The following is a 20,359-nucleotide window of genomic DNA, read 5'->3' as shown; positions in this document are numbered from 1 at the left end:
ATCAGGACTCTTCGATAAACCAGCGCAGCCCGTAGGCCGGGAGGGTGTCGTTATCCGACCCTATCAGTACGCGGCCCGCGACCTTATGGATGACGGGTTCGGCGCTCAGATTGGCGACGCAGACAAAACGGCCCGCCGCGAGTGGGCGTTCGATGATCACAAGCCGCTCCTCGGCCTCGGTACACACGGACTGTCCGGGCTTGAAATCAATCGCCGACAGGGTGTCGGCCAGTTGCCGATGGAAGGCGTACATGTCGTGTTCGACGGAGCCGGGCGCATGGCGACGCCCGGCCGTGTCCCAGTCCATCACCGGGCGATGCAACCAGCGCACCTCGTCCTTCAGGTCCGGATCGTCGCGATAGGCGTCGAAATTTTCCAGCGCGATTTCATCGCCCATATACAGCAGCGGCACGCCTTCCAGCGCGTAGGTGAGACCGTAAAGCAGCTTGAGACGCGCGGGCATCTGCGGGTCATCTTTGCCGCCGCACAGGCTGGCCGCCATGCCGCAACCGGAGGCCGGGAAGCCTTCCGGGGCCTGAAACGCCTCGCCCTTCGCATAGGAGCCCTTACCCGCAAAGAAATCGGACCAGTGTGTGAGGCGTTCCGGCGCGGCCGTATCGGACAGGGCCAGCCAGATGATGTCGTCATGGCAGCGCACATAGTTCAGCCAGTGGCCATGCGCCGGCTTTTCCCCGGCGCGCGCGATCGTGGTCTTGAGCACGCCGGCCTTCTGATCGGCCAGAGCCCCCCACAGGGCGGTCATGACGCCATTATTATAGGCCAGATCGCATTCGCGCGCCTGCGGCGTACCGAAGAAGGGCAGGACCGAGGCCTGCGATTCGATGGCTTCGGCCAGCAGGAAGGTCGAAGGCGCGACAAGGGTGAGCAGGGCGCGCAGCGCCTGAAGGATCAGGTGCGTTTCCGGCAGGTTGCGGCTGATCGTGCCCTTGCGCTTCCACAGATAGGCCGTCGAATCGAGACGGAAACCTTCCACCCCGGCATTGGCCAGAAAGAACAGGCTGTCAGCCATTTCGACAAAAACGCGCGGATTGGCGTAGTTCAGGTCCCACTGAAACGGATAGAAGGTCGTCCACACATAGCCACCGGCTCCGGCGTCATAGGTGAAGCTGCCCGGCGCGGTGTCCGGGAAGACGTCCTGAAGCGCCGCTTCCCATTCGGCGACCTCATTCGCTGAGTCGAGCACGATATAGAAGTCGGCAAAGGCGGGGTCACCGGCCAGCATCTTTTGCGCCCAGGGGTGTTCGCGCGCCGTGTGATTGCATACCATATCTAGCACCAGCGACATATCGCGCGCCCGCAGCTCAGCCGCCAGCGCCCGCAGATCCTCCATCGTCCCCAGACGCGGATCGACCTCACGGTAATCGGCCACGGCAAAGCCGCCGTCCGAATTGCCTTCGCGTGGTTTCAGCAGGGGCAGGGGGTGGAAGATGCCGACCTTAAGCCCTTCGAGATAATCGAGATGTTGCGCCGTGCCTTCCAGTGTCCCGGCAAAACGGTCGATATAGGTGCAATAGGCCGGGCGGCCGGGCTTGAGGAACCAGTTGGGCGTATTGGCGCGCGTCATATCGAGGTGACGCAGAGCGGTCGGACGCGCGCTGCACGCATCGGCCACGCGGGCTTTCAGATCGATGAGGCTGTGTTCAAAGCGGTGATCATCGCCATAAAGCGTGCGCAGGCAGGCCTCCGCCTGACGCCACAACGGGTCGCAGGACAGATCAGCAGAGGCATGGATCGTATCGGCCATCAGAGCGCTTTCCGAAAAGTTTGACGCACTTTTCAGATGAAAAAGCGCGTGAACATCAAAAATTTAGAGCGATACTTCGTGTTAATATGAACGAAACGCGCTCCAGGGTCCCGATGAAAAAGGCGGGCCGCCGTAACGCGGGCGGCCCGGCACTAGGCAAGGATAGGGAAGATTGGATCGCACAGCGTTCCGACTTCAGATAAATCGAAAATGAAAAGGATTACAAGAAAAATCTATCAAAAAGGGAAGGTTTTAGACGCCGCCGTGGCATTTTGTGTGGCAAAAAAGTCATTTTTGGCAAAAAATCCAGTCCTTCTGTGTCCCAAGTCGAATAATTAACTTGTAATCGATTACATTTGGTGATGTCCTGTTATCCAAGTCAGGAGCTGACTCGTCGTCGCTCCGGCGTAAGCAAAAAAGCAGGAAGCTGCGCGCTTCATCAGGAGGAATTGATATGTCTAAGTCGATCTGGACGACCGGCGGCGTTTCGTTGGTGGCACTCATGGCCGTGGTGGGCGCTCCCGCTCTGGCGCAGGATCAGGCCGCCGATTCGGGGGTCACCGAAGTGGTCGTCACCGGTGTGGCGCGCAAGGCCAACAAGCTCGACAGCTCGATCTCGGTCAGCGCCATTCAGGTAGAGGAAATGCAGAAGTTTGCGCCGCGTTCGGCCGCCGAAGTCTTCCGCAACATCCCCGGCGTGCGCTCCGAATCGACGGGCGGCGAAGGCAATGCCAACATCGCCGTGCGCGGTCTGCCGGTCGCGGCTGGCGGCGCCAAGTTCCTCCAGCTTCAGGAAGACGGGCTGCCCATTCTGGAGTTCGGCGATATTGCTTTTGGTAATGCCGACATCTTCCTGCGCACCGATCTGAGCGTCGGTCGCGTCGAAGCCATCCGCGGCGGTACGGCATCGACCCTGGCCTCCAATTCGCCGGGTGGCATCATCAACATCATCTCGAAGACCGGCGCGAAGGAAGGCGGCACGCTGCAACTGACGCAGGGCATCGACTTCGGTCAGACGCGCGGCGATTTCGAATTTGGTGGCGCGCTGTCGGACAAGATCGACTTCCATATCGGCGGCTTCTACCGCTCCGGTGAAGGGCCGCGCAAGGCGGGCTATACCGCCAATCAGGGCGGGCAGATCAAGGCCAATATCACGCGCAAGTTCGATAACGGTTTCCTGCGTCTGGGCGTCAAATATCTGAACGATAAAGCGATTGGTTACCTGCCCATGCCGATGAAGGTGACGGGCACCAATGGCGATCCGAAATGGTCATCGGCACCGGGTCTGGATGCCAAGTCTGACACCATCCACTCGGTCTATTTCATGCAAGACGCCGGTTTGAACGGCAGCAACAATCGCTCTGTGACCAATGTGCGCGACGGTATGGCCCCCAAAAGCCTCGTCTTCAATGGCGAAGCGCAGTTCGATGTCGGCGGCGGCTGGACGCTGAACGACAAGTTCCGCTTCGCCAAGACCGAAGCCAACTTTATCGCGCCCTTCCCGGCGACGGTCGGCACCTCGGCAGACGTCGTGTCGGGCATCAACGCGGCTCTGGGCACGGCGGGGACGCGCCTTGTGGTGGCCAATGGACCGAACGCCGGTGCGACCTACACGGGTCTGGCTATGATCATGCACACCTTCAACACCCGCCTGAACAGCCTCGACAATTCGGCCAACGACCTCAAGCTGCAAAAGACGTTTGACGCCATGGGTTCGAAGATCGACCTGACCTTCGGTCTCTACAATTCGTCGCAGACGATCAATATGGACTGGGTGTGGAACAGCTATGCCATGGAAGTGGCCGGTGACAATGCGCGCCTGCTCAACCTCTATGCCGGCAACACCAACCTGTCGCAGAACGGCCTGTTCGCCTATGGCGTGCCGGTGTGGGGCAACTGCTGCACCCGTCATTATGATGTGCAGTACGACATCGTGGCTCCCTATGTGATCGCCAGCGGCGAATGGGGCAAGCTGACGCTCGAAGCCTCGGTGCGTCAGGACGAAGGCAAGGCGCGCGGCACCTATGCCGCCTCGACCCAGATGGCCAATTTCGACGTCAATGGCGACGGCGTGATCTCCAATCCGGAAAAGAGCGTCTCCTTCGTCAACTATGCAGCGGCCAAGCCGGTCAACTATAACTGGAGCTACACCTCCTACTCGCTGGGGGCCAATTACCGCGCCACGGACAACCTGTCCTATTTCGCCCGCTATTCGAAGGGCGCGCGCGCCAATGCCGACCGTCTGCTGTTCGGCAAGGTGCGCGACGACGGCTCGGTGTCGCGTGAAGACGCCATCGACTTCGTCAAGCAGACCGAAGCCGGTGTGAAGTACCGCAGCGGTCCGCTCAGCCTGTTTGCAACGGCGTTTGCCGCCACGACCGAGGAGCAGAATTTCGAAGCCACCTCGCAGAAGTTCTTTGACCGCGTGTACGAAGCCAAGGGCATCGAGTTTGAAGGGGCCTATCGTATCGGCAATCTCAGCCTCAATGGTGGGGCCACCTACACCAGGGCCGAAATCACCAAGGACGCCCTGAGCCCGACTGCGGTCGGCAAGCGTCCGCGCCGTCAGGCCGAGTGGGTGTTCCAGTTCACGCCGACCTACAAGATAGACAAGCTGGAATTCGGCGCGAACTTTGTTGGCACCACCGACGCCTACGCGCAGGACGACAACAAGCTGGTCATGCCGGGCTATGTGCAGACCAACCTGTTTGCCGACTACAGCCTGACCGAGGACCTGACGGTCTCGCTGAACGTCAACAATGCCTTTGACGTTCTGGGGATCACCGAGGTCGAAGAAGGCGCGATCACGGACAATGCGACCAACTACGTGCGCGCCCGCGCTATCAATGGCCGCACCTCGACGATCAGCCTGAAGTATCGGTTCTAAAGCCTCATGCCAAAAAGTGGGCACCATTTTTTGGATACACATGAGGCGTGAAAAAAGCCTCATACCAAAAAGTGGGCGCCATTTTTTGGATACACATGAGGCGTGAAAAAAGCCTCATGCCAAAAAGTGGACACCACTTTTGGGATACACATGAGGCGTCAAAAAATGCCTTGGCGTGAAGGCATCGGGAGCGGGTCGCATCCCCTCTGCGGCCCGCTCCCGTTCTTTTTTTCTCGCCTACGGCTTCTGAACGTATAACAACAAAATACAGAGAACCGCTCCATGACGACATCTTCGCCAAGTCTGACCCGGCCGGCCAATATCGCCCTGATCACCGGGCTGACCTATCTGATGTTCATGATGTTCGCCATGACGACGGATGCGGTGGGCGTCATCATCCCCGAAGTCATCCGCGACTACGGCCTGAGCATGACCGAAGCCGGGGCATTCCATTATGCCACCATGGGGGGCATCGCCATTGCCGGTCTGGGGCTGGGGTTTCTGGCCGATCGTCTGGGGCGCAAATGGACGATCATTCTGGGCCTGAGCCTGTTTGCGCTCAACTCCTTCCTGTTTGCCGTTGGCAATGATTTTCTGTTCTTTGCCTGTCTGCTGTTCATCTCGGGTTTGGCCATCGGGGTGTTCAAAACCGGGGCGCTGGCCCTTATCGGCGACATCTCCACCTCGACCGAAAGCCATACGCGCGTCATGAATATGGTCGAGGGCTTTTTCGGCGTGGGTGCCATCATCGGCCCGCTGATCGTTACGCAGCTTCTGGTGTCGGGCGCGTCGTGGAAGTGGCTCTACGTCATTGCCGGGACGCTGTGCAGCCTGCTTATCCTGACGGCCTTTGTGGTGCGCTACCCCGAACGGCAGACTTCGACCAGCGAAGGCTTCAGTCTTAAGGCCTCTTTGGGTCTGGTGCGTGATCCCTATGCCCTTTCATTTTCGGCTCTCGCCATGCTCTATGTCGGGGTGGAAACCGCCATCTATGTATGGATGCCAACCTTGCTTAAGGGGTATCAGGGGCCGGCCGTGTGGCTGGCGCTTTATGCACTCAGCGTCTTCTTTGTGCTGCGCGCGGCGGGGCGTTTTCTGGGGGTGTGGATGCTTGCGCGTCTGAAATGGACGCTGGTCCTGCTGCTGTGCGCCGGGGCCATTCTGGCCTGCTTCGTAGCGGCCCTGATCGGCGGGCAGGCGGTGGCGGTCTATAGCCTGCCCCTGTCGGGCCTGTTCATGTCGGTCATGTACCCGACGATCAATTCCAAGGGCATATCGGGCTTCCGCAAGGCGCAGCACGGCGCGGCCGGCGGCGTGATCCTGTTCTTCACCTGTCTCAGCGCCGTCGTCGCCCCTCTGGCCATGGGCGCGGTGTCGGACCTGTTTGGCGGCGCGCAGTACGGGTTTGTGCTGGCCACCGGTCTGGCTCTGATCCTGTTTGTGGCGCTGATCTTCAACCACCGTCATGACCCGGCGGGCGCCCGGCTTAAGGCGCTCAATTCCGAGTACTGATCAGGTCGAGGCCCGCTCGATCAGTCCGGCGGCCAGAACGGCGGACGAGGTCTTTTCTCCCGCCAGTCGCCGGAACAGCAGATCGACCATCAGTTGCGCCCCCAGCCGTAAGTCCTGCTTCACGGTCGTCAGGGCCGGGGACATAGTCTTCGACATGGCCACGTCGTCGAAACCGCAAACAGCCACATCCTCCGGCACGCGCCGCCCGGCATCGCTCAGGGCATGAATAGCGGCCAGGGCGATGACGTCCGACGCCGCAAATATGGCATCGAAGCGCCGGCGCGAGGCGATCAGGCCCTTGACCGTCTCATAGGCCGAATCCGGCGTGAAGTGCGTCTCGATGATCTGCGCGGGCGTCAGTTTGTGCCCCGCCTGAGCGAGCCCTTCGCCAAAGCCCTTCAGACGCGCCGCCACCTCGGGCACCTGAGCCGGGCCAAGGAACAGGACGTGCTTGCGGCTCTTACTCAGCAGATGCTCCGCCGCCAGACGCCCGCCATGCACATTGTCCACGCCGACCGAACAATAGCCCTGATCCGGTAGCCGCTCGCCCCACACCACCATCGGATTATAGTGAGTCGAGATGGCGTTGATCTCTTCGTGCTGATCGCTTTGCCCCAGGACCAGCATGGCATCGAAACGGTGCGACTTGACCAGCGTGTTCAGCCATCCGCTTTGCGGCGACAGATTTTTCGACACCAGCAGGTCGTAGCCGCGCCGGAACACTTCTTCCGACAGATAGCCGACCAGTTCGAGCAGGAAGGGATCAGTCATCTGCTGACCGGTTTCGTGCCCCAGCGGCAGGACCAGACCGATGGTCCGCGTCGTTTGCATCCGCAGGTTCCGCGCCGCCTGATTGACGGCGTAGCCGTGCGCTTCGGCGATGGCGATGATGCGCCGCTTCTGAGGCTCCGGTACTAGCGGACTGTCGGCCAGAGCGCGCGATACGGTGGCCAGAGATACGTCCGCCAGACGGGCGATATCCGTCATCTTGACTTTGGCAGGAGGGGTGTCTGTCATCGCGCAGCCCGTTTCATGACGCAAAACCTATCGGTATTTGGTCGGTGTATCAACGGTCTATACGGAGATTCGCGCCTATGCCTTGTATATCTTACACAGGGTCTCCATCAGTCTTTGCGCCGCCGGATCGCTGATGGAATAGTAGATGGTCTGACCGTCGCGGCGGGTGGTCACGAGATTCTCCGCCCGCATCTTGGCCAGATGCTGTGACGTGCCGGCAATCGCCTGCCCCAGATAGTCGGCCAGATCGGAGACGCTGGCCTCTCCCTCGAACAGGCGGCAGAGAATCATCAGCCGATGCTCACTGGCCAGAAGTTTCAGCATTCGCGTCGCGCGCTGCACGTTCGGCTTCAGGTTTTGCAGGTCCTGGGCGGTGACGGTCATGACTCAACACTTTCACGGGCGTCGTCTGTAAGGGCAAAAGACATAGCCAATAGGGTCAATCCGGTCGAGACAAAAGACGGTGACGTCGCAAGCGGGACAATACCCGGCGAGGATGGCGCGATTGTCTCAACGAATCGTGGGCAGGCCTGCGCTCTTCCAGCTATTGATACCACCCTGAAGGTGATGATCGACCGCCGCCCCGAAGTCGCGGCAGGCCTTAACCGCTTGCGCCGAGCGGCCGCCCGCCAGACACTGCATGACCACCGTGCGCGCCTCTGCCGCGACGATCGCGGTTTGCAGCGCCTCAGACGACAGGCGAGACAGCGGCAGATTGACGGCACCCTCAATATGTTCGGCCTCAAATTCCGACGGTTCGCGTACATCAATCAGCAGGAGTGTTTTGGTCTGTAACCCCGTGTGCACTTCGGCCGGGCTCAGGTTGGTGATGGGTGTTTGGGGTTTGAACAGGCCGAACATGGGGCAACCTCGAAAACTTTAGGCTTGACTATTTCGTATTTAAGATAATAGGCAATTACGGGCAAGCCTTTTTTAGGTTTGTCCCTATCATGGAGTAAGAGCATGTCTCTTGAACGTCTCGTTCTGGCCTTTGCGGGGACCGTCGTACTGGTGTCCGTGGCCCTGACGCATTTTGTGCATCCCAACTTTATGTGGCTGACCGTCTTTGCCGGCGCCAATCTCATCGTACTGGCCTTTACCGGTTTCTGTCCGGCGGCCATGGTCTTCCGCGCCCTGGGCGCCAGGGCGGGGGCGGTGTTCAAATGAGCAAGCCCTACCCTGAGATTACCGCGCGCCTTTCGGCCAATATCAAGACCTTGCGCAAGGATATTCCCGAAACCATGGCGGGTTTCTCGGCTCTGGCCAAGGCCGCAACCGCAGACGGCGCGCTGGACAAGAAGATGAAGGAATTCATCGCTCTGGCCATTGGGGTGGCTACGCGTTGCGACGGCTGTATCGGCTATCACGCCGAGGCACTGGTGCGGCTGGGGGCCAGTAAGACGGAGATCGAAGAGCTGCTTGGCATGGCCATCTATATGGGGGGCGGACCGTCCCTGATGTACGCCGCCGACGCCCTTATGGCTTTTGAGCAGTATTCGGCGTCTGGGACGTCCAGCGTATAAGATCGGTATTGTACCCCAATTCCCGCGCGCGGTTACGCAGGTCTTCGCGCACCTTGAAGGCGGGTGATGGCGCGCGGGTCAGGATCCACAGATACTTGCCCGACGGCTCACCGACGATGGACCAGCTATAGTCGTCGGCGTGATCCAGCACCCAGTAATCGCCGACATAGAAAGGCCCGAAGAAGGAGACTTTCAGCTTGGCATTGCCGCTGTCGCTGACGATCTTCGCCTTGCCTTTGGAGGCTTTACCGGGTTCGCCCTTGCGCCAGCCGCAGGTGTTGAGAATGTTGATCTTGCCGTCTTCGGCCAGACTGTACTGCGCCGTGACCTGATCGCAGTCCTTCTCAAAGCGGTTCTCATAGCGCCCCAGTTCGTACCACAGGCCCAGATAGCGCGTCAGTTCCACCGGCTTGGCCGGTTGGGGCACGTTGGGATTACCCACCGGCATGGCGGTGACGGCCTGAGCGCTGAGGGCCAGAAGGGCGGCAGAGGCGAGGGCGAGGGGCAGGGCGTAGTCGCGCGGTTTCATGCAGGTCTCCATATCTGTGATCAGCTTGCCGGTGCACGTGTAAAGATACGATCCGGCGGCGCAGGATGTTCATGTGCGAATAGGTAGGATGGTGCGTCCATAGATGAGATAAGGGGTGAAGGGCTCGCCCTGCGCCGCTTCGGTCAGGGCCGCGTGCTGGATATCGAGGCCGCCGGTGAAGCTGCCGAAGGCGGGCAGGATCAGGCGATTGCGGTTAAGCGCAAAGCATTTGCCACTGACCTTGTGACCGCGTACCCGCGTCGTCAGCTTGGGGTGGAAATGGCCGATGATCTGCGGATAATCCGTCGGCTCGGCCTCGTGGCGGAAGGCGATACCCTCCACCACATGATCGTCCACAAAGGTGAGACAGTCGTCGCGGATCAGGCCGACATCGTGATTGCCTTCGACCCACAGGCACGACTCGACCGTGCCGCACAGGCTGAGCAAATGGGTGCGCGTGTTGGGCTCCAGCCTTTGCCAGGCACCGCGATCGTGGAAGCTGTCGCCCAGCAGGACAAGGGTACGCGGCTGATAACGCACCATCAGGGCTTCGAGGCGCTTGAGCGTGTCCAGCGTATCGTAAGGCGCGATGGCCGATCCTAACTGCGCCAGAAAGGTCGATTTCTCGAAATGCAGGTCCGATACGGCCAGCAGGCTGTGCGCCGGCCACCACAGGGCCAGGTCGGCATCGAGCACCATGCGGTGGCCCGCAAACTCTACCTCAGCCGTCGAGGCCATCGACCACCTCCTGCATCAGGCGTTCGGCCGCCGCTTCGGCGCTTTCCTGCTGCAACAGGGCCTCGATACCGCCACCGGGCAGGCGCTCGATCCGCACATCCAGAATAACGGGCAGGGACAGGGGCGAGGGACGCGGCAGGTCGCAAAAGGCGATCCGCTCGCGGAAGGTCAGGATGAGGTCGGTCAAACGGTCGAGGTCCAGAAGTTCGCGTTCGGCATCGGCGCGCGACAGCCGCAAAAGGACATGACCGGGCTCGTACTTGCGCAGCACATCATAGATGAGATCGGTTGAAAAGGTCACCTGTTTCAGCGTCTTGCGCGCCGCATTATTGTTCTGTTCGACCAGACCGGCAATGGTCGCCACGCGGCGGAAGGAGCGTTTGAGCATGGGCGAGTCCGCCAGCCATTCCTCCAGCTCGTCGGCCAGAATATCGGTCGAAAACAGGTCATGGATCATGCCGTCGGTCACCTGTTCGACGCTGTTGATGGCCAGCCCGTAATCGGTGACGGTGAAACTCAAGGGATGAAGCTGATAGCGCTCCATGCGTCGCGACAGCAGCATTCCCAGCGTCTGATTAGCGCGGCGGCCCTCAAACGTATAGAGGACCAGCGTATAGAGCTTGCCGCGCGGAAAACTCTCGATCAAAAGGTCCTGACGGTCGGGCAGACGCGAAAAGCGCGTTTGCAACCTCAGCCAGTCGCGCACCTCAGCGGGCAATTCGCCCCTCGTGTCCTCCGACTGCAACAGGCCGCGCACTCCGTCGGCGAGGAAGGTCGAAAGCGGCATCTGCCCGCCGGAATAGGTGGGCAATAATGGCTCCTTAGCGGCACTGGGGCGGGCATCCAGCGTCATGTCGTGGATGCGCTCGAAGGCCAGCACCTCACCGGCGAAGAAGAAGGTGTCGCCGGGTCGCATGGACTGTCCGAACTGTTCCTCGATTTCCCCCAGATATTTGCCGCCGCGCCCGTGCAGGCGCCGCACCTTGAGCTTTCCGGCCTCGATAATGACGCCGATATTTTGCCTGTGGCGGCGGGCGATCTGGGGGGAGGCCGGTATCCACCCCTGTTCGGTTTCGCTCAGGCGGTGCCAGCGGTCGTAGTTTCTCAGCACATAACCGCCATCGACGACGAAGCGGAACAGGGTCTCGAACTGTTCATAGCTCAGGTCGCGATAGGACCACGCGGTGCGGACAATGGCATACAGGGCTTCGGGCGTCACCGGCGCGCTGCACGCCGCATTGAGGATGAATTGCGCCAGCACATCCTGCGCCCCCGGCTGCGGCACATCGCCGTCGAGTTTCCCCGCACGGATAGCGGCAATGGCCGCTTCGCATTCCAGCACTTCAAAGCGGTTGGCCGGGCACAGAAAGGCCTTCGACGGCACATCGACGCGGTGGTTTGAACGACCTATGCGTTGCAAGAGGCGGCTGACGCCCTTGGGGGCCCCGACCTGTATGACCAAATCGACATCGCCCCAGTCGATGCCCAGTTCGATGGCCGAGGTGGCGACCAGCGCCCTGAGCTTGCCCGCCGCCATCAGGCTGATGGTCTTCAGGCGCATCTCGCGCGTCAGCGAAGCGTGGTAGATGGCAATGGGCAGGGACTCTTCATTGGCCTCCCACAGGAACTGAAACAACAGTTCGGCCTGTGCGCGCGTATTGACGAAGACGATGGCGGTGCGCGCCTTTGCGATCTCGGACAGGATTTCCGGCACCGCGTATTGCGCCATGAAACCGTTATAGGGCGGCGCTTTGCGCGTCGGCAATATGGTGACCTCCGGGGCGGCCTCGGCCATGCCCAGGGTGCGGCTGTCGAGAGGGTCAACGGCGTTAGCCTCGCGCCCCAGCCAGTCGCAGAACCGCTCAGGCTCGGCCACCGTGGCCGACAGGCCGATGCGGCGAAAGCCGGGACTGAAGGCCTCAAGCTGCGCCAGCGCCAGCGCGATAAGGTCGCCGCGACGTGACGCCGCCACCTGATGGATTTCGTCGATAATGACGGCCTTCAGCGTGCCGAACATCTGTGCCGCTTCCGGATAGGAGAGCAGCAGCATCAGCGACTCCGGTGTCGTCAGCAGAATATGCGGCGGTTTGGCGCGCTGGCGTTGGCGGCGATATTGCGACGTATCCCCCGTGCGGCTTTCCACACGCACGGTAAGGCTGAGCGCCTCAATCATCGCCGTGACATTCCGTTCGATATCGTAATTTAACGCCTTCAGCGGCGAAATATACAGGGTATGCAAACCGTTTGGCCGCGTCTGCGTAATATCAATGAGTGACCCCAAAAACCCCGCCAGCGTCTTTCCGGTGCCGGTAGGCGCGGTCAGAAGCGTCGAGCGCCCGGCGGCAAAGCGCGCCGTCATCTCACGCTGATGCGGCAAAAGGGTCCAGCCTTGCGAGGTAAACCAGGACTGGAAGGCATCAGGTATCGTCATGGGACGCTTTTAACGTGAACGGTCATAAAAAGGCAGTTATGCCGCCTGTTACGTTCAGGATCGCGGGGGTGATCAGTGACCCACCCGCGTGACTGGATCGAAGTGCGGCCTGAAGGCGTATGGTGCCGGCCCGGTGACTTCTTTATCGACCCCATGCAGCCGGTCGAAAGCGCCGTTGTGACGCACGGCCACGCCGATCACGCGCGCGCCGGTCACCGGCATGTGTTTGCGACGCCGGAAACGCTCGCTATTATGCGCAGCCGCTATGGCGACAACCATTTCAGCGACGCCGATCACCCGCTGACCTATGGGCAAAGCGTTGACATCAACGGCGTGCGCCTCAGCCTGCACCCGGCGGGTCATATCCTCGGTTCGGCGCAGGCGCGGCTCGAATACGACGGAGCCACCATTGTCTTTTCCGGCGATTACAAGCGCCGGGCCGATCCGACCTGCGTGCCGTTTGAGCCGGTGCCGTGCGATGTCTTCGTCACCGAGGCAACCTTTGCCCTGCCGGTGTTTCGTCATCCGCCGCTGGAAGACGAGATTGCGCGCCTGTTGGCTTCGCTGCGGCAGTTTCCGGATCGCTGCCACCTCGTCGGGGCCTATGCTCTGGGCAAGTGTCAGCGCGTGATCTGCGCCCTGCGCGCGGCGGGCTATCTTGAGACCGTCTATCTGCACGGCGCCATGCAGCGATTGTGCGAGCTTTATCAATCGCTTGGGGTCGATCTGGGGCCATTGGAGCCGGTGACGGCGGAAAACGCCCGGACTCTGGCGGGGCGGATCGTCCTGTGCCCGCCTTCGGCGCTCAAGGACCGCTGGTCACGGCGACTGCCGGAGGTGCTGACGGCGGCGGCCTCCGGCTGGATGCGGATACGGGCGCGCGCCAAACAGAAGGGCGTTGAACTGCCTCTGGTGATTTCCGACCATGCCGACTGGGACGAACTGATCCAGACCCTGACCGATGTCGGCGCGCCGGAGGTGTGGGTGACGCACGGCCGCGACGACGCGCTGGTGCATCAGGCGACACAGATGGGGCTTAAGGCCCGAGCCCTGCACCTGATCGGTTACGAGGATGACGCAGAATGAAAGCCTTTTCCCGTCTGCTGGAAAGCCTCTATTACGAGCCCTCGACGCTCGGCAAGACGCGGCTGCTGCTCGACTATCTGCGCACCACGCCCGATCCCGACCGCGGCTATGCGGTGGCGATCATCGCGGGAGACCTGTCCCTGCCCAATTTCCGGCGCGCAATGGTGCTGGAGCTGATCCGCGCCCGCGTCGATTCAACGCTTCTGGCCCTCAGCCACGACTATGTCGGCGAACTGTCGGAAACCGTCGCCCATCTGTGGCCCGCGCCGCAAGCCGAACAGAGCGACCTGCCGCGGCTGCATGAAGTGGTTGAGGCCTTGCGCCATACGCCCAAAGCGCAGTTGCCTGACTATGTGGCGGGGTTGCTCGATCGCATGACCTCGCCCGAACGCTGGGCCCTGCTCAAGATCGGGGCCGGGGCCCTGCGCATCGGCGTGTCGGCGCGCCTGCTTAAACAGGTACTGGCGAAATTCGGCGATCAGCCTGTCGAGCGCATCGAGAGCCTGTGGCACGGCATAGACCCACCCTATCTCCCCCTGTTTGACTGGCTGGAAGGGCGGGGGCCGGAACCGGTCGTCACCGAGCGCCTGACCTTTACGCCGGTCATGCTGGCCCATCCGCTGGAGGCCAGAGACCACGCCCTGATCATGCCCGACACCTATGCCGCCGAATGGAAGTATGACGGCATCCGCGTGCAGGTCGTGCATTCGGGTATCGGTCGTGCCCTGTTTACGCGGACAGGTGACGATATTTCCGGCTCATTTCCGGACGTTCTGGCGCATCTGAATTTTCATGCGGTGCTGGATGGCGAACTGCTGGTGCAGCGCGGCGAAAAGACGGGGACGTTCAACGATCTGCAACAGCGGCTGGGGCGCAAGGCCCCTTCGGCAAAATATATGGCCGACTATCCGGCGGCGATTGTCGCCTATGACGTGCTGTTTCTGGAGGGTGAGGATGTGCGCGCCTGCTCCTATGACCAGCGCCGCGCCCTGTTGCAGGCCGCGCTGGAGCGTCATCGGCCCGAAGGCATCCGTTTGTCGCCGCAACTGCCCTATGGCGATTTTGAAGAACTGGAGGCCTTGCGCGCCAGCGTCGATAACGCCTCGGTCATCGAGGGCCTGATGCTGAAACGCCGCGACAGCGCCTATGTCGCTGGTCGGCCGACCGGACCGTGGTACAAGTGGAAGATCAACCCCAAGCTGGTCGATGCGGTGCTGATGTACGCGCAGCGCGGATCGGGCAAGCGGTCGAGCTTCTATTCGGACTTTACCTTCGGCCTGTGGGCGGGCAATCAACTCCTGCCCGTCGGCAAGGCCTATTTCGGCTTTACCGACGCCGAGTTGAAAGACCTCGACAAATGGGTGCGCCACAACACGCTGAACAGTTTCGGGCCGGTGCGCGAGGTGAAAAAAGAACTGGTGTTCGAGGTGGCCTTCGATGCGGTCAATCCTTCCAAACGCCACAAGTCCGGCTACGCCCTGCGCTTTCCGCGCATCAACCGCATCCGTTGGGACAAGCCCGCACAGGAGGCCGATAGGCTGGACGCGCTGGAGGCCCTCGTTGCGGTGAGATGAGTCTTGTCGAAAGTTTCATTTGATGAGACTGTCTGTTGCAAATCAGAGGGGGCAACATGGCCGGAATTGATCTTTACGCACCGCGTCCGGCAAAGGCGCGCCGTACCTGGACGTGGGCGGCGATTGTGCTCACGATCGTCTTCATCATTCTGGGGCAGATCCCCGTCGTGATAGCGATGACGTGGTTGAAGATGCCTTTGGAGACGGGGATCGACTGGCGCGCCGACGCGCTGATGCTGGTGTTCTTTGCTCCGATAGCCCTGATCTTTTTCCTCTGGACCTTTGTGTTCGAGCGGCGAGGGATAGCCGCGCTCGGCTTCAACCGGGATGGTCTGAAACGCTATCTGAGGGGGCTGGTTATCGGCTTCGGCTTTGCCGCTGCGGCCATTGCCGGTATCTGGCTGGCCGGAGGCTATACCGTCGAAAGTCTCGGCGCGTGGGGCAAGCCCGGCCTGATGACCTTCGTTCCCATCGCCGCCGTGTTTATCGGCTTTATGGTGCAGGGCGCGACCGAAGAAGTCGCCATGCGGGGCTATCTGATGCAGGTCGTGGCGTCGCGTCACGGCATCTACTGGGGCATAGGCGTGAGTATGCTGGTCTTCTCGCTGCTGCACGCCGCCAATATCCCGCCGTCGAAGGAACTGCTGCTGGGTCTGACCAATATCGTTCTGGTGGGTATCTTTTTCAGCCTCTACGCCATTCAGGAACGCTCGCTTTGGGGCGTCTGTGCGTGGCATAGCGCGTGGAACTTCCTTCTGGGGGCCGGGTTCGGCGTCGAAGTCAGCGGTCAAAACCTTGATGTCCTGCCGCTCGTCACCGATCTCAAATCGACAGGCGCTGCCTGGTGGATCACGGGTGGCAAGTTCGGCCCGGAAGGCAGCGTCATAACATCGGTCGTGCTGATCCTCGGTATCGTGTATTTGGTACGCAAGGGGGCCCTGAAGCCTCAGCCCTTCGCGGCCGAAACGGCTCAGACCGCCGCCTGATCTCAATCCAGAAGGATATCGCCCGACAGAGCCGAGGGACGCAGCTTCTCCCCGCTGTCGGCTGGCGCGTTGGTGATCTGAGCCAGATAGGCATGACGGTCCGCGGCGGTGAGCCAGTTGAAGGCGTGCGGATAGCTGGTGAACCGGCAAAGGGTTTCATTCGGAAAGCCGGGCAGGGGACTCGCTTCGTGCCAGCGATCGCATCTGTGTGGCGAAACCAGCGCCACATGGGCATAGCTGGCATGGCGCCCCCGCAGCGTTTGCCAACGTTTGGCTACCGTGGCTACGTGTTCCGCGCTGAAATGGCCTTCATAGCGCCGCACATCCACCAGACGGTGATAAAGCCACGGCTGTTCGACGCGCGAGAGAGACGTAAAAAACTGTTCGATAAGATCTTCTGCCGCCACCCGACCGATTGGACGCAGGATCATCACGCGCAAATCGCTGCGCGCCATGAAGATCAGCCGTTCCCTTTCCGTGGACTGCGCCATTCTATCCTCCGCCGGTTGGTATAACATGAAAATAGTTATCAAATCACAACCGATAGTGGCGTCACGCTCCGGTTATCGCCGGTGTCGGTGGCCCGCCGTGCGCGCAAACATCTGTGTATAAATGCCGCAGAGCGCTTTTTAGACCGCTCTCCCTTTTCGTATGGACTTAAGCCTGCCAAAATGGCGTGCTTCGCTGCCCACGATTCGTGAACGCGCAACTACAGGATTTTTGAGGTCATGGTGGAAGACAACGAACGCGGCACCTACACGCCGCCGACCGAGGATCATCTGAGCTACGACAATCGTCGGCCCGCACCCAAGCGGGATCAGACCCCGATCACCCTGATCGCGTCGTTTATCGTGCTGGTCGTTCTACTGCTGGCGGTCGTGCTGTTCTATAATTCGGGCCTCAATACCCGCAAGGTGACCGATGTGGGCGACCCGCTCACGGCCTATAAGGATGGCAATATCGAAGAGGCCAAGCCGCTGAGCGACGAAGATCTGCTCGACCCGGCGGTCAATCAGGAGGCTCATGCCTCTGCCACTGCGCCGGTCTTCGCCAATGATACCGAGGCCCCGCAGGCGCGTGACGCGGCCTCTGCGGTGGCACCGTCGCCGGCCACCGCCAACGAAAACCTGCTGCCGCCTGCCCAGACCAGTCAGGTCACCGCCCCTCCGGCCGCACAGCCAGCCCCGGTGGCCAAGCCAACGCAACCGGCACCCGTGGCCGCGAAGCCTGCCGAACCGGTCAAGACCGCCGAGGCCAAGCCTGAACCGAAGCCCGCTGCGACCGCTTCCGGCGGCGCATCGGTGCAGATCGGCGCCTTCTCGTCGCAGGCCATTGCCGACCGTGAATTTTCCGCGCTCGCCTCCTCCTACGGCCTGTTCGTCGGCGGGACGCGCAAGGTGGTCGAAAAGGTCGATCGCGACGGATCGACTTTTTACAGAACCTCCTTTAGCGGCTTTGCCTCCAAGGATAAGGCGCAGCAGTTCTGCAATGCGCTGAAATCGGCTGGCAAGACCTGTTTCGTGAAGTAAGAGTCCGGTAAAACATGCTGAATATCAAACAGAAAGCCAAGGTTTCCGCGGCCATTTATGGCTGCGCCGGGCTTGAGCTGACCGCCGCTGAACAGGCATTTTTTGCCGCCAAAAGGCCGCTGGGCTTCATCCTGTTCAAGCGCAATATCGACACGCCGGAGCAGGTCCGTGCCCTGATCAATGCGCTGAAAGCCGCCGCCGGGCACCCCGACGTGCTGATCCTTGTGGATCAGGAAGGCGGCCGCGTGCAGCGTTTCAAAGCCCCGCACTGGCCGTCCTATCCACCCGCCGCCGCTTATGAGGCCGTGGCCAATTCGCCGTTCGAGCAGCGCGAGTATGTGCGCCTTGGCGCGCAACTGATGGCGCACGATCTGCGCGCGCTGGGCGTCAATGTCGATTGTGCGCCAGTGCTGGATGTGCCGCAGGCCGGTACCCACGATGTGGTCGGTGACCGCGCCTACGGTCTGACCGCCGAAACCGTCGCCGTCATGGGGCGTGCCGCCGCCGAGGGCTTACTGTCGGGTGGCGTCCTGCCGGTTATCAAGCACGCCCCCGGTCATGGCCGCGCTCAGGTCGATTCGCATCATGAGTTGCCGGTCGTAAAGGCGCGCCGTGAGGAACTGGACAAGGTTGATTTCCTGCCCTTTGCCGTCAATGCCGATATGCCTTTGGCCATGACAGCGCACGTCGTTTACACGGCGATCGACCGTCGCAACCCGGCCACCACCTCCAAAAAGGTGATCAGGCTGATCCGCGAAGATATCGGCTTCGACGGCCTGCTGCTCAGCGACGACATCTGTATGGGTGCGCTCAAAGGGCCGGTCGCGGCCCGTGCCCGCGCGGCATTGCGCGCCGGGTGCGACATCGTCCTGCATTGCAGCGGCGACCTTGAGGAAATGAAGGCTGTGTCGGTCTTTGTGCCGGTGATAAGGGGCAAGGTTCAGGTGCGTCTGGACCGCGCTCTGGCGCGCCTGAAGCACAAGGTCGAGCCGCTGAACGTCGAAGAGGCGCGTGGTCGCCTTCAGGTGTTGCTGCACCGTCCGGTCACCGTGCGCGAAGAGTACGAGGATTTCGTCGATCCGACCGCCTATCAGGAGGTTTACTAAGCCGTGAACGGGCGCGGGGGCGCTTTGCCGGGGCTTGAAAACGAGGTGTTTCAGCACCGCCTCGATTTCACCGCCGATGCCGCGCCCGCGCCGGAGATCGAGGCCGACGACGCCCTTCTGCTCGATCTCGATGGCTACGAAGGCCCTCTGCACGTGCTGCTGGAACTGGCGCGACAGCAGAAGGTTGATCTTCTGAAAATCTCGATCACGCGGCTGGCCGAGCAGTATCTGGCCTTTATCCAGCAGGCACGACGTCTGCGTTTTTCGCTGGCCGCCGACTATCTGGTGATGGCCTCGTGGCTGGCCTATCTCAAATCGCGTCTGCTGCTGCCGGTGCCGGAGCGTAAGAAAAGCGATGAGCCGGAACCGGAAGAACTGGCGGCGGCGCTGGCCTTTCGTCTCAAAAAGCTGGAGGCCATCCGCAAGGCGGTGGACGCCATCACCTCGCGCCCTCAGCTCAAACGCGACGTGTTTGCGCGCGGTGATCCGCAGGCCACGGTCATCCTGCCATCGTCGCGGCTGGATGTGTCGCTGTTCGACCTGATGGGGGCCTACGTCACCCAGAGGCAGCGCGAAATCGCCCGCCATTACGACCCGACCATGCGCGTAGAGGCCTTCCCGCTGGAGGATGCCCGCGACCATCTGCGCGATGTGCTGCCGCAGTTATCGGACTGGACGCCGCTCGATGAGATCGCGCCGCAGCCGGTGGGCGAGGGCGGTCCGCGCCGTGCCTCCTACGTCGCCTCGACCCTGTCGGCCGGGCTGGAACTGACGAAAGAAGGCCTGATGCAGGTGCAGCAACTGGGCACGTTCGACACGCTTTACCTTCGCCGCCGCCCGCCGCTGATGGAGGGACGATGACCCCCGACCTGACTGCCAAACTCGATATCGAACGCGCCATTGAGGCGCTGTTGTTTGCCGCCGCCGCCCCTTTGTCGGCGGCCGATCTGGCGCGCCGGCTGCCCGAGGGGGCGGATGTGGGCAAGGCTTTGGCGGCGCTCAAAAGCCGTTACGCTGACCGGGGCGTGACCCTAGACGTCGTGGCTGACAAATGGCAGTTTCGCACCGCGCCCGATCTCGGCTACCTGATGGTCGAAGAACGCGAAGAACCGCGCCGTCTGTCGAAGGCGGCTTTGGAGACTCTGGCTATCATCGCTTACCACCAGCCGGTCACGCGGGCGGAGATCGAGACGATTCGCGGCGTCGGCCTGTCGCGCGGCACTCTGGATGTGCTGCATGAGATGAACCTGATCCGCCTGCGTGGCCGCCGGCGTTCACCGGGCCGTCCGGTCACCTATGGCACGACCGAGCATTTTCTGGAGGTGTTTTCCCTGCCCAGCCTGCACGATCTGCCCGGCGCGGCGGATATGCGCGCGGCGGGTCTGCTCGATCTCAATGTCCCGGCTGATTTTGTCATCCCCGAACCTGGCGGCGCGCGTGAGGTCGAAGACCCCATCGGCCTTGAGGAGATGGAACAGGTCGAATTTGCACAGGATTTCTTCGAAAGCGCCGAGGGCGAAGCGCATTAGGGTCCAAACCCAATCAGGATTTGCGGCGTGATATGAGCGCAGATCGTTCCGTTTCAGGAGCCAAATCACAGGAAGGGTGACCCCTTTCAAGATTTTGCGACGCCAAACTGGGCGATCTGCGCCATACCCCTTAGGGGCGCGGTGACT

At 61.4% G+C, this 20,359-nt stretch carries 19 protein-coding genes; 11 read left to right on the top strand and 8 right to left on the bottom strand.

The window, feature by feature from the left end; genetic code table 11:
- Position 1 precedes the first annotated feature (1 nt).
- Complete coding sequence (locus AACH73_RS06160; protein ID WP_272742742.1) at positions 2-1,765, bottom strand: alpha-amylase family glycosyl hydrolase; 1,764 nt, start codon at positions 1,763-1,765, stop codon at positions 2-4.
- A 454-nt stretch (positions 1,766-2,219) separates the two neighbouring features.
- On the opposite strand from AACH73_RS06160, the gene AACH73_RS06155 reads away from it, so the two are divergent.
- The gene (locus AACH73_RS06155; RefSeq protein WP_338734296.1) at positions 2,220-4,652 is read left to right on the top strand and encodes a TonB-dependent receptor; all 2,433 of its coding nucleotides are present in this window, start codon (positions 2,220-2,222) and stop codon (positions 4,650-4,652) included.
- Positions 4,653-4,934: 282 nt separating this feature from the next.
- On the top strand, positions 4,935-6,164 hold the full coding sequence (locus tag AACH73_RS06150) for an MFS transporter (protein WP_272742744.1): 1,230 nt from the start codon (positions 4,935-4,937) through the stop codon (positions 6,162-6,164).
- Here AACH73_RS06150 and AACH73_RS06145 read toward each other — a convergent pair whose 3' ends face one another.
- From AACH73_RS06145 to AACH73_RS06135, 3 genes are all read right to left on the bottom strand, one after another.
- Positions 6,165-7,151: a substrate-binding domain-containing protein gene (locus AACH73_RS06145; protein ID WP_272742745.1), complete on the bottom strand. Its 987-nt coding sequence runs from the start codon at positions 7,149-7,151 to the stop codon at positions 6,165-6,167.
- Between the two features lie 105 nt (positions 7,152-7,256).
- Positions 7,257-7,565, bottom strand: coding sequence for a metalloregulator ArsR/SmtB family transcription factor (locus tag AACH73_RS06140; RefSeq protein WP_272742746.1), 309 nt, complete (start codon positions 7,563-7,565; stop codon positions 7,257-7,259).
- Positions 7,566-7,691: 126 nt separating this feature from the next.
- Positions 7,692-8,042: a rhodanese-like domain-containing protein gene (locus AACH73_RS06135; protein ID WP_272742747.1), complete on the bottom strand. Its 351-nt coding sequence runs from the start codon at positions 8,040-8,042 to the stop codon at positions 7,692-7,694.
- 102 nt (positions 8,043-8,144) lie between these two features.
- Here AACH73_RS06135 and AACH73_RS06130 point away from each other — a divergent pair, with 102 nt between their 5' ends.
- A complete protein-coding gene (locus AACH73_RS06130) occupies positions 8,145-8,348 on the top strand; it encodes a DUF2892 domain-containing protein (protein WP_272742748.1) in 204 nt (67 codons plus the stop codon).
- Positions 8,345-8,704 (top strand): carboxymuconolactone decarboxylase family protein, encoded by a 360-nt coding sequence (locus AACH73_RS06125; protein WP_272742749.1) that lies wholly within the window; start codon positions 8,345-8,347, stop codon positions 8,702-8,704. The genes AACH73_RS06130 and AACH73_RS06125 overlap by 4 nt, the downstream gene beginning before the upstream one ends.
- On the opposite strand, the gene AACH73_RS06120 is transcribed toward AACH73_RS06125, so the two are convergent.
- From AACH73_RS06120 to AACH73_RS06110, 3 genes are all read right to left on the bottom strand, one after another.
- Entirely contained in the window at positions 8,658-9,233 is a 576-nt protein-coding gene (locus AACH73_RS06120; RefSeq protein ID WP_272742750.1) for a lipocalin family protein, read from the bottom strand. The two genes, AACH73_RS06125 and AACH73_RS06120, sit on opposite strands and share 47 nt — an antisense overlap.
- 69 nt (positions 9,234-9,302) lie before the next feature.
- The gene (gene pdeM, locus AACH73_RS06115; RefSeq protein WP_338734294.1) at positions 9,303-9,971 is read right to left on the bottom strand and encodes a ligase-associated DNA damage response endonuclease PdeM; all 669 of its coding nucleotides are present in this window, start codon (positions 9,969-9,971) and stop codon (positions 9,303-9,305) included.
- On the bottom strand, positions 9,955-12,402 hold the full coding sequence (locus tag AACH73_RS06110) for a ligase-associated DNA damage response DEXH box helicase (protein WP_272742752.1): 2,448 nt from the start codon (positions 12,400-12,402) through the stop codon (positions 9,955-9,957). The genes pdeM and AACH73_RS06110 overlap by 17 nt, the downstream gene beginning before the upstream one ends.
- A 75-nt stretch (positions 12,403-12,477) precedes the next feature.
- Here AACH73_RS06110 and AACH73_RS06105 point away from each other — a divergent pair, with 75 nt between their 5' ends.
- Genes AACH73_RS06105 through AACH73_RS06095 form a run of 3 tightly spaced genes read left to right on the top strand, consistent with a single transcriptional unit; the run spans position 12,478 to position 16,048 of the window.
- Complete coding sequence (locus AACH73_RS06105; protein ID WP_338734293.1) at positions 12,478-13,488, top strand: ligase-associated DNA damage response exonuclease; 1,011 nt, start codon at positions 12,478-12,480, stop codon at positions 13,486-13,488.
- On the top strand, positions 13,485-15,062 hold the full coding sequence (locus AACH73_RS06100; RefSeq protein ID WP_338734292.1) for a cisplatin damage response ATP-dependent DNA ligase: 1,578 nt from the start codon (positions 13,485-13,487) through the stop codon (positions 15,060-15,062). Before AACH73_RS06105 ends, AACH73_RS06100 begins: the two co-directional genes overlap by 4 nt.
- A gap of 56 nt (positions 15,063-15,118) precedes the next feature.
- Positions 15,119-16,048, top strand: coding sequence for a type II CAAX endopeptidase family protein (locus tag AACH73_RS06095; RefSeq protein ID WP_338734291.1), 930 nt, complete (start codon positions 15,119-15,121; stop codon positions 16,046-16,048).
- A 2-nt stretch (positions 16,049-16,050) separates the two neighbouring features.
- On the opposite strand, the gene AACH73_RS06090 is transcribed toward AACH73_RS06095, so the two are convergent.
- Entirely contained in the window at positions 16,051-16,539 is a 489-nt protein-coding gene (locus AACH73_RS06090; protein WP_338734289.1) for a hypothetical protein, read from the bottom strand.
- A 237-nt stretch (positions 16,540-16,776) separates the two neighbouring features.
- Here AACH73_RS06090 and AACH73_RS06085 point away from each other — a divergent pair, with 237 nt between their 5' ends.
- From AACH73_RS06085 to scpB, 4 genes are read left to right on the top strand one after another with little or no spacing between them, the layout of a single operon-like run.
- Positions 16,777-17,577, top strand: coding sequence for an SPOR domain-containing protein (locus tag AACH73_RS06085; protein WP_272742757.1), 801 nt, complete (start codon positions 16,777-16,779; stop codon positions 17,575-17,577).
- 14 nt (positions 17,578-17,591) lie between these two features.
- The gene (gene nagZ, locus AACH73_RS06080) at positions 17,592-18,683 is read left to right on the top strand and encodes a beta-N-acetylhexosaminidase (protein WP_338734287.1); all 1,092 of its coding nucleotides are present in this window, start codon (positions 17,592-17,594) and stop codon (positions 18,681-18,683) included.
- Between the two features lie 3 nt (positions 18,684-18,686).
- Positions 18,687-19,544: a ScpA family protein gene (locus AACH73_RS06075; protein WP_338734286.1), complete on the top strand. Its 858-nt coding sequence runs from the start codon at positions 18,687-18,689 to the stop codon at positions 19,542-19,544.
- Positions 19,541-20,212 (top strand): SMC-Scp complex subunit ScpB, encoded by a 672-nt coding sequence (gene scpB, locus AACH73_RS06070; RefSeq protein WP_338734285.1) that lies wholly within the window; start codon positions 19,541-19,543, stop codon positions 20,210-20,212. The genes AACH73_RS06075 and scpB overlap by 4 nt, the downstream gene beginning before the upstream one ends.
- Positions 20,213-20,359 lie beyond the last annotated feature (147 nt).

Origin of the sequence: Asticcacaulis sp. DW145 (assembly GCF_037101385.1) — a bacterium.
In the GTDB taxonomy this organism is placed as follows: Bacteria; Pseudomonadota; Alphaproteobacteria; order Caulobacterales; family Caulobacteraceae; genus Asticcacaulis; species Asticcacaulis currens.
Note: the sequence above shows the minus strand (reverse complement) of the source record. Positions and strands in the feature narration are given on the sequence as shown.

What these genes read in the sequence shown, in the direction of transcription:
- scpB (WP_338734285.1), top strand. Translation starts at nt 19,541, where the DNA reads ATGACCCCCGACCTGACTGCCAAACTCGATATCGAACGCGCCATTGAG.
- AACH73_RS06120 (WP_272742750.1), bottom strand. Translation starts at nt 9,233, where the DNA reads ATGAAACCGCGCGACTACGCCCTGCCCCTCGCCCTCGCCTCTGCCGCC.
- AACH73_RS06085 (WP_272742757.1), top strand. Translation starts at nt 16,777, where the DNA reads ATGGTGGAAGACAACGAACGCGGCACCTACACGCCGCCGACCGAGGAT.
- AACH73_RS06140 (WP_272742746.1), bottom strand. Translation starts at nt 7,565, where the DNA reads ATGACCGTCACCGCCCAGGACCTGCAAAACCTGAAGCCGAACGTGCAG.
- AACH73_RS06100 (WP_338734292.1), top strand. Translation starts at nt 13,485, where the DNA reads ATGAAAGCCTTTTCCCGTCTGCTGGAAAGCCTCTATTACGAGCCCTCG.
- AACH73_RS06090 (WP_338734289.1), bottom strand. Translation starts at nt 16,539, where the DNA reads ATGGCGCAGTCCACGGAAAGGGAACGGCTGATCTTCATGGCGCGCAGC.
- pdeM (WP_338734294.1), bottom strand. Translation starts at nt 9,971, where the DNA reads ATGGCCTCGACGGCTGAGGTAGAGTTTGCGGGCCACCGCATGGTGCTC.
- AACH73_RS06130 (WP_272742748.1), top strand. Translation starts at nt 8,145, where the DNA reads ATGTCTCTTGAACGTCTCGTTCTGGCCTTTGCGGGGACCGTCGTACTG.
- AACH73_RS06125 (WP_272742749.1), top strand. Translation starts at nt 8,345, where the DNA reads ATGAGCAAGCCCTACCCTGAGATTACCGCGCGCCTTTCGGCCAATATC.
- AACH73_RS06110 (WP_272742752.1), bottom strand. Translation starts at nt 12,402, where the DNA reads ATGACGATACCTGATGCCTTCCAGTCCTGGTTTACCTCGCAAGGCTGG.
- AACH73_RS06145 (WP_272742745.1), bottom strand. Translation starts at nt 7,151, where the DNA reads ATGACGGATATCGCCCGTCTGGCGGACGTATCTCTGGCCACCGTATCG.
- AACH73_RS06095 (WP_338734291.1), top strand. Translation starts at nt 15,119, where the DNA reads ATGGCCGGAATTGATCTTTACGCACCGCGTCCGGCAAAGGCGCGCCGT.
- AACH73_RS06135 (WP_272742747.1), bottom strand. Translation starts at nt 8,042, where the DNA reads ATGTTCGGCCTGTTCAAACCCCAAACACCCATCACCAACCTGAGCCCG.
- AACH73_RS06150 (WP_272742744.1), top strand. Translation starts at nt 4,935, where the DNA reads ATGACGACATCTTCGCCAAGTCTGACCCGGCCGGCCAATATCGCCCTG.
- nagZ (WP_338734287.1), top strand. Translation starts at nt 17,592, where the DNA reads ATGCTGAATATCAAACAGAAAGCCAAGGTTTCCGCGGCCATTTATGGC.
- AACH73_RS06155 (WP_338734296.1), top strand. Translation starts at nt 2,220, where the DNA reads ATGTCTAAGTCGATCTGGACGACCGGCGGCGTTTCGTTGGTGGCACTC.
- AACH73_RS06160 (WP_272742742.1), bottom strand. Translation starts at nt 1,765, where the DNA reads ATGGCCGATACGATCCATGCCTCTGCTGATCTGTCCTGCGACCCGTTG.